Source organism: Pseudarthrobacter sp. NPDC080039 (genome assembly GCF_040702335.1).
GTDB classification, from domain to species: Bacteria; Actinomycetota; Actinomycetes; order Actinomycetales; family Micrococcaceae; genus Arthrobacter; species Arthrobacter enclensis_A.
Genome location: NZ_JBFBKY010000022.1, coordinates 45814 through 59810 on the forward strand (window position 1 = coordinate 45814; position 13997 = coordinate 59810).

The following is a 13997-nucleotide window of genomic DNA, read 5'->3' on the forward strand; positions in this document are numbered from 1 at the left end:
TCGTCGGCACAGCACGCAAAATGCTGCAGGACGCCTTGTCCGGGGCAGGCTATCCCCGCCACGTTGTTGTTGCGTGCAGCGGCGGCCCGGACTCCCTGGCGCTCGCCGCCGTCGCCGCCTATTTTGCCCGCCGCGGGCACGTGGACGGCCACCCCCTTACGGTTGGCGCCGTGGTGGTTGACCACCAGCTGCAGGAGGGCTCAGCTGATGTGGCCACGCACGCGGCGCGGGTGCTGGCGGAGCTGGGCCTGGCACCTGTTGAGATCCGCACTGTCACCGTGGCCGGCGCCGGCATGGGCCCCGAAGCCGCCGCCCGGGAAGCCAGGCACGCCGCGCTGGAAGCCGCCGCTGTTGAACAGGGCGCGGACGCAATTCTCCTGGGCCACACCCTGGACGACCAGGCTGAACAAGTGCTCCTGGGCCTTGCCCGCGGCTCCGGCACCCGTTCGCTTGCCGGCATGCGGCCTGCCCGCGCAGGTGCGGGGAAGACCCTTCTGCTGCGGCCGTTCCTCGGACTCCGCCGGGCGGACACCGAGGAGATCTGTGCCGTGGAGGACCTGGATCCCTGGCACGATCCCACCAACGCCGATCCCGCGTTCGCCCGTTCGCGGACCCGGGTGGAGGTCCTCCCGCACCTTGAGGACAAACTCGGTCCCGGCGTCGCTGAGTCCCTTGCCCGCACCGCCGCCATCCTGCAGCTGGACGCCGACTACCTGGAGGAAGTGGCGGAAAGCACCTACGCCTCGCTCGTGGGGCGGGAGGGGACCGGACTGAGCCTGCCGGAGGAGGCGCTGCGCGACCTGGCCCCCGCCATCAGGTTCCGGGTCATCGCCAAGGCGGCGGCCGGCGCCGGCGGCCAGCAGCCCGGTTATCAGCGCCTTTTGGCGGCGGAAGCGCTGCTGCGGCGGAAGGGTTCGGCAGGTCCGGTCCAGCTGCCCGGCAATGTGAGCGTGTACAGGTTGTCGCTGGCGGAACTTGAGGAATCCCGGGGCGTTGCCGTCGCCGCGGCCCCGGAGGACGCCGGTTCCGTTCCCCGCGAACGGGCGCGCTGTGGGAAGCTAGTATTCCGGCCCCAAAAGCCACCCGCAAAATAGTCGCACCCCGCATCTAAACAGGAGCCATTGGTGGATTCAAACGACGTCCAGGCAGACCTCAAGCACGTTCTATACACCAGGGAACAGATCCAGCAGCGGATCACCGAACTCGCAGCGCAGATCGACAAGGACTACGAAGGGCGCGAGATCCTCATTGTGGGCGTCCTCAAGGGCGCCGTCATGGTCATGGCGGACCTGGCCCGGGCACTGCACAGCCACATCTCCATGGACTGGATGGCCGTGTCCTCCTATGGTTCGGGAACCCAGTCCTCCGGCGTGGTGCGCATCCTCAAGGACCTGGACACGGACCTGATGGGCAAGGACGTGCTGATCGTCGAGGACATCATCGACTCCGGCCTCACCCTGTCCTGGCTCAAGACCAACCTGGAATCCCGCGGCACGGCGTCCGTTGAGATTTGCACCGCCTTCCGCAAGCCCACTGCGGCCAAAGTGGAGATCGACGTCAAGTACGTCGGCTACGACATCCCCAACGAGTTCGTGGTGGGTTACGGCCTGGACTACGCCGAAAAGTACCGCAACCTGGACTTCGTGGGCACCCTGGCCCCGCACGTCTACGAGTAGGCCTCCCCAGGACTCCCCGCCGGACGACAGTCCCGTCCTTGCCGGTGTTGCGCTGAAGCGGGCGTCCGGCGGTCATCCGCGCAAGCTACGCCGACAGGGAACTTTTGCTTTCGGCTATGCGTGATCTAGTCCGGACGGTGTATAGCTAGAAGCTGACGCAGCACCATCACGCGCGCAGATTACTCGCCGTGAAGCACTACCGGAAGGGACGGGGCCAGCCCCGAACAGATGAAAGCTAAGAACTTCTTCAAAGGCCCGGGCATCTGGATCGTCGTTGTGGTCGGTCTGCTCCTCGTGGCTTTTGCAACGCTCGCCCCCGGCGGTGCCGCCCGGATCGATACGGACAAGGGCCTGGAACTGCTCTCCAGCAACAAGGTGGAGCAGGCCAAGATCTTCGACGGTGAGAACCGCGTTGACCTCACGCTCAAGGATGACCTGCAGGTGGATGGGCAGGACAAGGGCAAGAGCGTGCAGTTCTTCTTCGTGGATGCACGGGCACAGGACGTAGTAAAGGCCGTCACCGACGCCAAGCCCGCCCAGGGCTTCACCGACCAGCCGATCGAGAGCAACTGGTTCTCCGGCCTGCTCTCCCTGCTGATCCCGGTCATCCTGCTGGGCGCCCTCTTCTGGTTCCTGATGACCCGCATGCAGGGTGGCGGCTCCAAGATCATGCAGTTCGGCAAGTCCAAGGCCAAGATGGTCAGCAAGGACATGCCGCAGGTAACCTTCGCTGACGTCGCAGGTGCGGACGAAGCCGTGGAGGAACTCCAGGAAATCAAGGAATTCCTGCAGGAACCGGCCAAGTTCCAGGCCGTTGGCGCCAAGATCCCCAAGGGAGTCCTGCTCTACGGCCCTCCAGGTACCGGTAAGACCCTGCTGGCCCGCGCCGTAGCCGGCGAGGCAGGCGTACCCTTCTTCTCCATCTCCGGTTCGGACTTCGTGGAAATGTTCGTCGGCGTCGGCGCCTCCCGCGTCCGCGACCTCTTTGAACAGGCCAAAGCCAACTCGCCCGCCATCATCTTCGTCGATGAAATCGATGCCGTCGGCCGCCACCGCGGCGCCGGCATCGGCGGCGGCAACGACGAACGCGAGCAGACTCTCAACCAGCTGCTGGTGGAGATGGACGGCTTCGACGTCAAGACCAACGTCATCCTCATCGCCGCCACCAACCGGCCTGACGTCCTGGACCCCGCACTGCTGCGTCCCGGCCGCTTCGACCGCCAGGTCTCCGTGGAAGCGCCGGACCTGATCGGCCGCGACCAGATCCTGCAGGTGCACGCCAAGGGCAAGCCGATGGCGCCCGGCGTGGACCTGAAAGCCGTGGCGAAGAAGACCCCCGGCTACACCGGCGCCGACCTCGCCAACGTCCTTAATGAGGCCGCACTGCTCACCGCGCGCTCCAACGCCAACCTGATCGATGACCGCGCCCTGGACGAGGCCATCGACCGCGTCATGGCGGGCCCGCAGAAGCGCAGCCGCGTCATGAAGGAACACGAGCGCAAGATCACCGCCTACCACGAAGGCGGCCACGCCCTGGTGGCGGCTGCACTCCGCAACTCCGCGCCGGTCACCAAGATCACCATCCTTCCGCGTGGCCGGGCCCTGGGTTACACCATGGTGGTTCCGGAAAACGACAAGTACTCCATTACGCGCAATGAACTCCTGGATCAGATGGCCTACGCCATGGGCGGCCGGGTGGCGGAAGAGATCGTGTTCCACGACCCTTCCACCGGTGCCTCCAATGACATCGAGAAGGCCACCGGCACCGCCCGCAAGATGGTCACCGAATACGGCATGAGCGAACGTGTCGGCGCTGTCCGCCTGGGCCAGGGCGGCGGGGAACCCTTCCTGGGCCGCGACGCCGGGCACGAACGCAACTACTCGGACCAGATCGCCTATGTCGTGGACGAGGAAGTGCGCCGCCTCATCGAGCAGGCACACGACGAGGCCTACGAGATCCTCACCGAAAACCGGGAAATCCTGGACATACTGGCCCTTGAACTGCTGGAGCGGGAAACGCTCAACCAGGCAGAGATCGCCGACATCTTCCGGGACGTGCGCAAGCGCGACTTCCGTGAGGTGTGGCTGTCCAAGGAGACCCGCCCAGTCCTGGCCGGTCCCGTGGAAACCCGCCGCGAGCGGGCAGAGCGCGAAGCCCAGGAGGAAGCCAAGAAGGCCCGCCTGGACGAGCCGCTGGACGCCCAGCCCCCGCACGCGCAGGGCGTCCCGGAGGATGCTCCCTTCAAGGGCGGAGTCACCGACTCGGGGCCTGACACCCTTCGCGGCTAAGCTTTCCCTGTGACTTCCTTCGACGACGACGACGTTCCCGCCTCCGCCGGATACCTGGCGGAGGCCGGTTCCCACCATTCGACGAGCCAAAAGGTGGACCGGCCCCGGATTGAGGCGGCCGTCCGCGAGATCCTCCTTGCCATCGGCGAGGACCCGGACCGCGGCGGCCTCGTCGACACTCCCAAAAGGGTCGCAAAGGCGTACGCCGAGGTGTTCGCCGGACTGCACCACGACCCCGCGGACGTCCTGTCCACCACCTTCGACCTGGACCACGAGGAACTGGTCCTGGTCAAGGACATCCCCTTCTACTCGACGTGCGAGCACCACCTGGTGCCCTTCCACGGGGTGGCCCATGTCGGTTACATCCCGTCGCACGACGGAAAGGTGACGGGTCTGAGCAAGCTGGCGCGGCTGGTGGACATCTACGCACGGCGCCCGCAGGTGCAGGAGCGGTTGACCACTGAAATAGTCGAAGCGATGGTGCAGCACCTCAAGCCCCGCGGCGCCATCGTCGTTGTTGAATGCGAGCACATGTGCATGTCGATGCGCGGCGTCCGCAAGCCCGGAGCGAAGACCGTCACCAGTGCGGTCCGCGGGCAGCTTCATGACCCGGCCACCCGTGCCGAAGCCATGAGCCTCATCCTCGGAAGGTAACCACACACCATGGATTCACTCGCTGCAGCCCCCGGAACGGGGCCCGCAACCTCCCCGTTGCCCATCCTGCGCAAGCCGCGCCCGGCTGCGCGGTTTGACGACCTGCCCACTGACAGGACGCTGGTCATGGGCATCCTGAACGTCACCCCGGATTCCTTTAGCGACGGCGGCAAGCATGCCACGGCGGATACCGCCATTGCTGCCGGCCTGCGCATGTTCTACGCGGGTGCGGACATCATCGACGTCGGGGGAGAGTCAACCCGGCCGGGCGCGGATGATGTCAGCCCGGACGAAGAGCAGCGCCGCGTCCTGCCCGTCATCGAGGCGCTGGTGAAGGCTGGTGCCCTGGTGAGCATTGACACCACCCACGCCTCCACGGCGGAAGCGGCAGTCAAGGCGGGCGCCGCCATCATCAACGACATTTCAGGCCTGAGTATCGAGCCCGAAATGGCCGAGTTCGTGGCTGCCGCCAAGGTGCCCTACGTCCTCACCCACCGCCGCGGAGACGCCCGGACCATGAATTCGCTCGCCGAATACACGGACGTGGCCGCCGAAGTGGTGGCTGAACTGGCGGGAGTGCGGGACAAGCTGTACGCGGCTGGAGTGAGCCAGGAGCAGATCATTATTGACCCGGGCCTGGGGTTTGCGAAGAACGACGCGCAGAACTGGGAACTCCTTCAGAACCTGGACCAGCTGGACAGCCTGGGCCACAAGGTCCTGGTAGGTGCCTCCCGCAAACGGTTCCTGGGCACCCTGCTTACCGTGGCGGGCAAGGCCGCCGCTCCCGAGGAGCGCGACGGTGCCACGGCGGCGATCACCGCCATCAGTGCCTACCGCGGGGCCTGGGCCGTCCGCGTGCATGACGTGGGATCAAGCCTGGACGCCGTGAAGGTGGCTGCGCGCATGGCCGCCGTGTCTTCAGCCGCAACCGTACCCAAAACGCAATAGGGCCGGGGACCCATGGACAGGATTACGCTGACCGGAGTAACCGCAGTCGGCCATCACGGTGTCTTCGATTTCGAACGCCGGGAGGGCCAGCCCTTTGTTGTGGACGCGGTGCTCTACCTCGACTTCACCGAGGCGGCGCAGTCCGACGATGTCCGGGACACCGCACACTACGGTGAGGTTGCGCAGCGTATTGTCGACTGGATTTCCGGGGAACCACTGAACCTCATCGAGGGGCTGGCTGTGCGCATCGCGGACAGCCTCCTGGCCGAATTCAAGCTCCACGCCGTCGACATCACCGTCCACAAGCCCCAGGCACCCATCGAGGTCCCGTTCGGCGACGTCGCTGTGGCTGTCCACAGGGAACGTGCCGCCGCCGGACCCGTCCTTTCCGGAGCGGATGCATGAGCGGCTGCGGCATGATCGGGGTGCGCGGATGAACGGGACCTACACCAAGGCCGTGCTGGCCCTCGGCAGCAACCTTGGCGAACGCAATGAGACGCTGACCGAGGCCGTGGCGGACCTCGTGGATCCGCCGGAAGTGCGCCTCCTTGCCGTCTCGCCCATCGTCCAGACCAAGGCGGTGGGAGGTCCTGCGGGGCAGCCGGACTTCCTGAACATGGTCATCACCGTGGAGACCTGCCTCAGCCCAATGGAACTGCTGGCACACTGCCAGGCCGTGGAGAACAAGCACCTCCGCGTCCGTGAGGTCCACTGGGGTCCGCGGACGCTCGACGTCGACATCATCACCTACGGCGACCTGCACAGCGACGACCCCCACCTGACCCTTCCGCACCCCCGGGCGGCGTCCCGGGCCTTCGTCCTCTACCCCTGGTCGCTTATTGAGCCCAGCGCCACACTGGCCGGCGAACGGATCAGCATCCTCGCGGCACAGGCGGACGATTTCGCGGACCTGGCTCCGTTCGACGGGTTCGGCGACTTCAACGGGCTGCCCACGGCAGGAGCGGTCGAGGAACGATGAAGCCCATCAACCCCCTGCGCCTCCTGCTGATCTGCGTCATCCTCGCCGTCGCCGGCTGGTCTGCCACTGTTGTCACCAGCCGGTACAGCATGGCTACGCCCGTGCTGCCCCTTACCGCCCTGGCCACCATGGGTGTCATCGTGGCCATCACGCTGGTCCTGGGAATCCGGGTCCTGAGATGGCGCAACAGCCACAAGCCCAACAGCACTGCCAAGAAGACCCACCTGGATCCGCTCCTGGCCGCCCGGACCCTGGTCCTGGCGCAGGCCTGCGCCTATGCCGGGACAGTCTTGCTGGGCTGGCACGTGGGCATCTTCCTCGACCAGCTGCGGGTATGGAGCCTGCGCAGCGACCAGAGCATCACCTGGCTGGCCCTGGCCATGGCCGGCGGCGGGCTGGTGATGATCGTGGTTGGTCTCGTCGTGGAGCGGTTCTGCCGGATTCCGCCGGAAGACGGCGACCCCAACCTGGACAGCAAAAAGGGCCGCCCTGCCCGCGGGGAAGCCGCAGGGGAAGGCGAATATGCATACCGGGGCGATTGACCCGCCCGGTATCGCCTGGCAAAGGGTTTCGCCGCAGTACGTCTCCGTCCGGCTGGTGGAGTGGGCCGTCGCCAACCTCGCCGCAGTCCTCATCCTGTCCGCTCCGCTGGTGTTTGTCCTCCTGGGATGGTGGCGGTGGCCCCCACTGTGGCTGGCCGTCACCGTTCCCGCCGTCGCGCTGGTGGTTGCCTTGTGGCGGCTGGCCCTCATTCCGCGGCAGGTCCGGGCCATTGGCTACGCCGAGCGCGGCGACGACCTGCTGATCAGGAGCGGCATCTTCTTCCAGCGCAGCATGGCCGTGCCTTACGGACGGATGCAGTACGTGGACATCGCCGTCGGCCCGGTGGAACGGGCGCTGGGGCTGTGCACCGTAAAGCTCCACACAGCGTCGCCGGGCACCAACGCGCGCATCCCCGGCCTCCCGGCAATGGAAGGCGTGCGGCTGCGTGAGCAGCTGGCTGCGCGCGGCGAAGCCAGGCTGGCAGGGCTGTGACCGCGGACGGCCAGCTGCCCGGACCGCCCCTGCTGCCCTCCGCTGCATCCGGTCCGGAAAGCAACGCAACGTCCGACGGCGAATGGCTTCGTGTCCATCCCGCCTCACCTTTTGTCCGCGGCTGGTTTGCCCTGGCAGCCATCGCCTTCTTCTTTGGCAGGGACCTTTTCGAGCGGGCCCTGCAGGGCCAACCCGTTTTTGAAGAAGGGTTCGCCAGGCGTGCCCCTTGGCTGCTGGGCGGGGGAGCGCTGGTGCTGGCGGTGGCGGTGCTGGGGTTCGTCCTTACCTGGTACTTCACCAGATACCAGGTGTCGGGCGGCTACGTCCGGGTTAACAGCGGACTCCTCTTCAGGCAGCACCGCCAGGCACGGCTGGACCGGGTGCAGGCCATTGACATCGTGCGGCCCCTGCTGGCCCGGATCTTTGGGCTGGCTGAACTCAAGTTCGAAGTTGCCGACGCCGGCGAGTCCGCGGTCCGCCTTGCCTACCTGAGGATCGATGACGCACGACAGCTGCGCGCCACCATCCTGGCGCGCGCTTCCGGGGCATTCCCTGCTGCTGGTCCCGGCACGGCTTCCGCGGCCGGCATGAGTGCCCCGTCCGTCGCGGGCCGTTGGGACCCGACCGTCGCGGGACTTCCAGCCCGTCCCGCGCCCGAGGCGCCGGAGCTCGCAGTGCTGGCCGTGCCGCCGTCGCGCCTTATTGGATCGTTGCTGCTGAGCGAGCAAAGCTTCTTCATTGTGGTGGGCGGCGTGGCTTCCGTGATCCTGTCCGCAGTGACGGACAACCGCGCCTTCTACTTCTACCTGGTGCCCGCCGCGCTGGGCCTTGCGGCAAGCTACTGGAACTTCTTCAACAAGGGGTACAACTTCACCGCCGCCATTTCCCCTGACGGAATCCGGCTGCGTTACGGACTCCTGGACACCCAGGCGCAGACGCTTCCGCCCGGGCGGATCCAGGCGGTGAAGATTGCGCAGCCCCCGCTCTGGCGCCCGTTCGGCTGGTACCGGATGCAGGTCAACGCGGCGGGCTACGGAACGTCGGGCAACGCGGTCGAAGGCAACACCCGGACCATCCTGCTGCCGGTGGGGAAGTTCCCCGAGGTCCTGGCCATGCTCTCGCTGGTCCTGCCCGACCCCGGAACCGCCCAGCCTGCCGTGACGTTCGGCGCCGGGCTCACCGGCAGGGATACCGGCAGCGGGTTTGTTACCACGCCGCGCCGAGCCTGGCTGCTGGCACCTCTGGCGTGGCGGCGGAACGGTTTTGCGGCCACTGACACGGCCCTGCTGATCCGTTCCGGCCGCTGGTGGCGCGAGCTTGTGCTGGTGCCGCATCAACGGACGCAGTCAATGGCGCTGCAGCAGGGGCCCCTGGCGCGCTGGTTCCGAGTGGCAGACCTGGTCCTGCACACCACGGCGGGGCCGGTTGCCCCGCGGCTCAGGCACGCGGGGCTGGACGAGGCGAGGCGGCTCTTCGACGAGCAGTCGGCGCGCGCCCGGTTGGCCCGGAAGCGGCAGACGACGGAACAATGGCTGCGGCAGGTTGTTCCGGCGCCGCAGCCCAATCCGGTGGGTGGGGGCGAAGCGGTGGTTGAGCCCGTCGAAACTATGGATTCCCGAATGCATAACCAACAGGAAGGCCAGCAAAATGGCTAAGCCCGGACGCCTCGGCGTCGGAATCATCGGCGCCGGCAAGGTGGGGGCCGTTCTTGGCGCCGCCCTGCGGGCAGCCGAGCACGCCGTCATTGGAGTGTCGGCGGTTTCCGATGCGAGCCGGGAGCGGGCTGAGTCTTTGCTCCCCGGCGTGCCCATCCTGGAAGTGCAGGAGATCGTTGAGCGAGCCGAGCTGGTGCTGCTGGCGGTACCGGACGATGCACTGCCGGATTTGGTGGAGGGGCTGGCGAAGCTCGGCGCCTGGCAGCCCGGGCAGCTCGTGGCGCACACCTCCGGCCGGTTCGGCGTAGGTGTGCTGCATCCTGTGCGTGCCGCGGGCGCCATTCCCCTGGCACTTCACCCGGCCATGACTTTCACCGGCATGAGCCTGGACCTCACCCGGCTGCTTGACTGTACCTTCGGGGTGACGGCCGACGCCGCCATGCTCCCCATCGCCCAGGCGCTGGTGGTGGAGATGGGGGCGGAGCCGGTCGCCATCGCCGAAGCGGACCGGACTCTCTACCACGCCGCCCTGGCCCACGGCTCGAACCATCTCGTCACGTTGGTGGCGCAGGCATCGCAACTGCTGCGCGAGGTGGGCGTCGAAGCCCCGGAGCGCATGCTCGGTCCGCTGCTCCGGGCAACCCTGGAGAACGCGCTGGCCTCCGGGGAGTCCGCGCTGACCGGCCCCGTGGCGCGGGGCGACGTGGGAACGGTCCGTGCCCATGCGGAAGCGCTGCGTGAGTTCGACGACGGTGGGCATGGGGATGTGCTTGAGGCGTACCTGGCAATGGCACACGCCACTGCCCGCCGTGCTGAAGGTCGCGGCCTGCTGAAACCTGACCAGCTGAAGGGGCTCCGCGACGCCCTGGATCCGAAGGAGGACTGATGTCCATTCAACTCGTGACCACTGTGGCCGGACTGAAGGCCGAAAGCGCCCGGCTCCTGAACGCCAAGCAGGGCACTTCACAGGCGCTGGTGCCCACCATGGGCGCACTCCACGAGGGCCATGCAACATTGGCGCGCACCGCCGTCGAAAACAATGACGTGGTGGTTGCAAGCATCTTCGTCAATCCCTTGCAGTTCGGTGACGCCGTGGACCTGGACCGCTATCCGCGAACCCTTGACGCAGACCTTGCCTTGCTGGAGGAGCAGGGCGTGGACCTCGCGTTCGCGCCCTCCGTGGAGGAGGTCTACCCCGGCGGGGAGCCGTTGGTGCGGGTTACCTCGGGCCGGTTGGGGGAGAAATGGGAGGGCGCTTCGCGACCCGGGCATTTTGACGGCGCCCTCACTGTTGTGGCCAAACTGCTGCATTATGGGATGCCGGCGGCGGGGCTTACGGCTGGTTCCGCAGCAGGTGCCGCTGCGGGTGGACTGCCTGCCTACCGTGCCTACTTCGGCCAGAAGGACGCCCAGCAGCTGGCCCTGGTCAGGCGGATGGTTGCCGACCTGAACTTCCCCGTGGAAATTGTGGGCGTGCCGACGGTCCGCGCGGAGGACGGCCTGGCGCTGTCCAGCCGGAACCGCTTCCTGTCCGACGAAGAGCGGGACGCCGCGCTGGTTCTGTCCAGGGCCCTGCGGCTGCTGGAAGAGCGGGCCAACGCCCACGAGCCCCTGGACCTTGACTCCGCGCTGGCGCTGGTGGAATCCCAGCCGCTGGTTTCCCTCGACTACTTCGACGTGGTGGATCCGCGCACGCTTGAACCGTTGGCCGAAAACTGCCGGGAGACGCCGTTCCGCGGAGAAGGCCTGGCCCTCATCGCTGCCAAGGTGGGCCCGGTGCGGCTCATCGACAACATGCCGCTCAACTCCTGATGCACCAGCCGGGCCGCGCCAGGTTCCTGCAGCTTTCGAGCGTGCGCGTTGAAGGAGCGGCCTAGAGGTGAAGGCCGTCCTCGCTGGCCATCAGCTGCTCCAGTAGCGCCCTTTCCGGGCGCCCGGGATTTTGGGCCACGTACCGTCGCAGACGGGCCTTGGCCAGTTCATCTGCAGGGTCTGTGCTGGAGAGCAGTTCGTCGATGATTTCCTGCGCCTGCCAGCGGAGGGATTCGATAGCGAATTGCCGGACTTCGGCCGGAGTGTCACTGGACATCCAAGGCTCCGGGTCCGACGGAACGCTTTCGAACAACCGCTCTGCTGCCATAGGGGCCTCCTTGCACCGTTCCGAAGGGGCCGTTCGTCTGGCCTCCGCGGCTGTTGAGAGCACTGCGCGTAGGAAGAACTTTACAGCCGGAAAGACCGGTCTGTCTTCCCTGGAGTAGGCTATTGACACGATGAATCCTGAGGCAAACAGTCAACCGCCTTCCGCGCACGCTGCGGGCGAGGCGACGCTTGGCGGTGCCGGTATCCAGGAGCGCATCCTGTTGGTCGCGTACGACTTGTTCTCGCGGCGGGGCATCCGGGATGTTGGCGTCAATGAACTCATCGAACGATCCGGAGTGGCCAAGGCCACCTTCTACCGGCACTTCCCGTCCAAGGACTCCCTGGTGCTTGCGTTCCTTGAGCGGCGGGACAAATTGTGGACTGTTGATGCCATCGTCTCCGAAGCGCAGCGGAGGGCAAACACTGCCGCGGAACAGTTGCTGGCCATCTTCGATGTCTTCAGTGACTGGTTCCTGCGCGAAGATTTCGAAGCCTGCTCCTTCGTCAATGTCCTCCTGGAGATGGGCCCAGCGCATCCTCTTGGCCAGGCAAGCATCGACTACCTGGCGAAGATCCGCGGCCACGTGCAAGCCCTGGCGGAAACAGCTGGACTCCAACAGCCCGAGGAGTTCGCCCGGTCGATGCACATTCTGATGAAGGGGTCCATCATCTCTGCCGCCGAGGGCGACATGGACGCCGCTAAACGTGCCCAGCAGATGGCCGGTTGGCTGATTGAGCACCACAGGGCTTAGCAGCCCCTGAAGGTATACGCGGCCATGCAGCCTACCTGCAGGGGGGGCGGCAACCCGGTCCGCTGAGGAGACAGGCCTGGTCTTCAGCCTTCAGCGACCGACGCAGCCCCCCGGGGGCGCCGAGCGCCACGGCCTAGCACTCTGCTCCGATCCAGCCGGGGGTGAGGGCAAGCGATCCTGCAAAGAACTCCTCCCAGAGGGGGTCGTCGGGTGGGATGTCGTCGAGGTCGAGGTATCTGTCATTGTCTGGTTCCCAGGGCGGGAGGTCTGCCAGGCCGCCCTCGGGACAGCGGATATTGAGGCAGTGCACGTCACTGCACGTTGCATCCGGAACTCCGGCATCGAGGCCCTTGGCCTCCGGAGACTGCAGTCCAGCAGGCAGGAGCCATTGCGGCCAGTGCGGTTGTTCTCGGTCCGGGTGTTCGGGTTTGTAGTGGCGGCCGCTGGGTGAGGTCCAGCCGGGTGGCTCTTTAGTGGTGGTTGGATCTGGTGCCCATTGGCTGTGGTGTTTGAGTCGGTGGTGTTTCGGGCAAAGTTGTCCGAGATTGCTGATCCCGGTGCTTCCACCGTGTTCCCAAGCTGTGCCATGGTCGATTTCGTTGTCGGGGGTGCGGTTGGTGCAGCCGGGGAAGGTGCACTTGCCGTCGCGCATCCTGATCCATTGTTTGATGGTCTCCGTGAGCCGGTAGTTTGTCCTGCCGATTTCCAGTGGTGCCCCGTCCCGGGGGTCGACCAGGACCCGGTAGAACGAATGCGCCCCGTCAGCGACGAGTTTGCGGGCCATGAAGGCCGGGATTGGGCCGAAGCCGTCGAGCGTGGCGGGTTCGTCGGTGAGGCCGAGGAGGGAGAACACGGGCACGGTGACCAGGACGTCGGCCTTGGGGGTGGGTGTCTTGATGGGCCCGGCAGGGTTTCCGGCACCGAGCAGCAGTGAGGCGGCGATGTCGGGGCGGAGTTGGGTAAGGGTGCGGGTTTCGTCGGGTCCTTGGAGGCCGCGGGCGGTGGCGGTGGTGCGGTTCCAGATGGCGCACGCGGTGTCACCGGGCAGGTAGAGGGAGAGCCAGGCCATGCCGTCCCGGTCGGGGCTGTATTCCATCCGCCGGTCCGTCACACCTTTGGCGTGGCGTTTCCCGATGGAGTCGGGGTGGTGCCGTTCCCGCCAACTACGGACTTTCGCCCGGAACCGGGACGGGACAAGCTCACCGGGGGCTGCGCCGCGTGCGGGGTTGGGCGCGTCGGGGTCGAAGAAATGCGCCACCAACGCAGCAGCCCCAACCGCGTCGAGGCCCTCGGTTTCGTCCGCAACGATCTTCGCGTGCTGCCAGGACACGGCACCGGTGGACAGCGCCTCGAGCACCGGTGGCAGGGAACAGGCCCGCCGGGACTGGTCCACCAACGCCCCCGCGGCCGCGGAGCTAATTGTCAGGACGCCGGCGATCTCCTCCACGACGGACATCTCCGCGTAGGTGCGGTCCTGCAGGCAGGCATCCGGCGCGGTCATGGCCAGCTGCAACCCCAGGCACTCCGCCGCATCCCGCGCCTTCACTGCCGCGAGCTGCGCCTCCAACCGGGCAACAACCTCCAACCGTCCCAGACACAACTCATACCGCCGCTGCAGCACGTCAATATCTCCAGCCGCAGCACTCAGCGCAGGATGTTCGAGGTTCCGGTCCTCAAGAACCAGCGCGTCAAGGGCAGCGACAGAGGCACGAACACCCTCCAACACCGCCCCCAAACCACCGCTGATTCCCATACCCACATCATCCAACCACCCACTGACAGTAATGATGGAATTGGCTCGTGCTGCGGTGTGACTCTGGGTTCTGACTGACGCCCTCGCGAAGGGTTTGTCTTGTGAATGATCTGCCCA

General features: G+C 66.5%; 15 protein-coding genes. 13 read left to right on the forward strand and 2 right to left on the reverse strand.

What is annotated here, in order from left to right; all coding sequences use genetic code 11:
- Window positions 1-20 precede the first annotated feature (20 nt).
- The 12 genes from tilS to AB0313_RS18030 all read left to right on the forward strand — a co-directional run bounded on the left by tilS (window position 21) and on the right by AB0313_RS18030 (window position 11048).
- A complete protein-coding gene (gene tilS, locus AB0313_RS17975) occupies window positions 21-1094 on the forward strand; it encodes a tRNA lysidine(34) synthetase TilS (protein WP_366307213.1) in 1074 nt (357 codons plus the stop codon).
- 30 nt (window positions 1095-1124) lie between these two features.
- Entirely contained in the window at window positions 1125-1676 is a 552-nt protein-coding gene (gene hpt / locus AB0313_RS17980; RefSeq protein ID WP_102977004.1) for a hypoxanthine phosphoribosyltransferase, read from the forward strand.
- A 228-nt stretch (window positions 1677-1904) separates the two neighbouring features.
- Entirely contained in the window at window positions 1905-3965 is a 2061-nt protein-coding gene (ftsH, locus tag AB0313_RS17985) for an ATP-dependent zinc metalloprotease FtsH (RefSeq protein WP_141944484.1), read from the forward strand.
- A 9-nt stretch (window positions 3966-3974) separates the two neighbouring features.
- The gene (gene folE, locus AB0313_RS17990; protein ID WP_141944482.1) at window positions 3975-4619 is read left to right on the forward strand and encodes a GTP cyclohydrolase I FolE; all 645 of its coding nucleotides are present in this window, start codon (window positions 3975-3977) and stop codon (window positions 4617-4619) included.
- Window positions 4620-4628: 9 nt separating this feature from the next.
- Complete coding sequence (gene folP, locus AB0313_RS17995) at window positions 4629-5567, forward strand: dihydropteroate synthase (RefSeq protein WP_307305419.1); 939 nt, start codon at window positions 4629-4631, stop codon at window positions 5565-5567.
- A 12-nt stretch (window positions 5568-5579) separates the two neighbouring features.
- Complete coding sequence (gene folB, locus AB0313_RS18000) at window positions 5580-5972, forward strand: dihydroneopterin aldolase (RefSeq protein ID WP_141944478.1); 393 nt, start codon at window positions 5580-5582, stop codon at window positions 5970-5972.
- A 28-nt stretch (window positions 5973-6000) separates the two neighbouring features.
- Window positions 6001-6546: a 2-amino-4-hydroxy-6-hydroxymethyldihydropteridine diphosphokinase gene (gene folK, locus AB0313_RS18005; protein ID WP_141944476.1), complete on the forward strand. Its 546-nt coding sequence runs from the start codon at window positions 6001-6003 to the stop codon at window positions 6544-6546.
- Window positions 6543-7088, forward strand: coding sequence for a DUF3180 domain-containing protein (locus AB0313_RS18010; RefSeq protein ID WP_307305423.1), 546 nt, complete (start codon window positions 6543-6545; stop codon window positions 7086-7088). Before folK ends, AB0313_RS18010 begins: the two co-directional genes overlap by 4 nt.
- Window positions 7069-7581: a PH domain-containing protein gene (locus AB0313_RS18015; protein ID WP_366307217.1), complete on the forward strand. Its 513-nt coding sequence runs from the start codon at window positions 7069-7071 to the stop codon at window positions 7579-7581. The genes AB0313_RS18010 and AB0313_RS18015 overlap by 20 nt, the downstream gene beginning before the upstream one ends.
- Complete coding sequence (locus tag AB0313_RS18020) at window positions 7578-9236, forward strand: PH domain-containing protein (protein ID WP_366307219.1); 1659 nt, start codon at window positions 7578-7580, stop codon at window positions 9234-9236. The genes AB0313_RS18015 and AB0313_RS18020 overlap by 4 nt, the downstream gene beginning before the upstream one ends.
- Window positions 9229-10122 carry a DUF2520 domain-containing protein gene (locus tag AB0313_RS18025; protein ID WP_307305431.1) on the forward strand — a complete coding sequence of 298 codons (894 nt, stop codon included), beginning with the start codon at window positions 9229-9231 and terminating at the stop codon, window positions 10120-10122. Before AB0313_RS18020 ends, AB0313_RS18025 begins: the two co-directional genes overlap by 8 nt.
- The gene (locus tag AB0313_RS18030; RefSeq protein WP_141944466.1) at window positions 10122-11048 is read left to right on the forward strand and encodes a pantoate--beta-alanine ligase; all 927 of its coding nucleotides are present in this window, start codon (window positions 10122-10124) and stop codon (window positions 11046-11048) included. Before AB0313_RS18025 ends, AB0313_RS18030 begins: the two co-directional genes overlap by 1 nt.
- 61 nt (window positions 11049-11109) lie before the next feature.
- Here the strand turns inward: AB0313_RS18030 and AB0313_RS18035 are convergent, their stop codons facing one another.
- Window positions 11110-11376 (reverse strand): hypothetical protein, encoded by a 267-nt coding sequence (locus tag AB0313_RS18035; RefSeq protein ID WP_141944463.1) that lies wholly within the window; start codon window positions 11374-11376, stop codon window positions 11110-11112.
- A gap of 130 nt (window positions 11377-11506) precedes the next feature.
- Between AB0313_RS18035 and AB0313_RS18040 the strand changes: the two genes are divergently transcribed.
- Complete coding sequence (locus AB0313_RS18040) at window positions 11507-12127, forward strand: TetR/AcrR family transcriptional regulator (protein WP_141944461.1); 621 nt, start codon at window positions 11507-11509, stop codon at window positions 12125-12127.
- Between the two features lie 133 nt (window positions 12128-12260).
- Here AB0313_RS18040 and AB0313_RS18045 read toward each other — a convergent pair whose 3' ends face one another.
- Window positions 12261-13880, reverse strand: coding sequence for a DUF222 domain-containing protein (locus AB0313_RS18045; protein WP_366307222.1), 1620 nt, complete (start codon window positions 13878-13880; stop codon window positions 12261-12263).
- Window positions 13881-13997 lie beyond the last annotated feature (117 nt).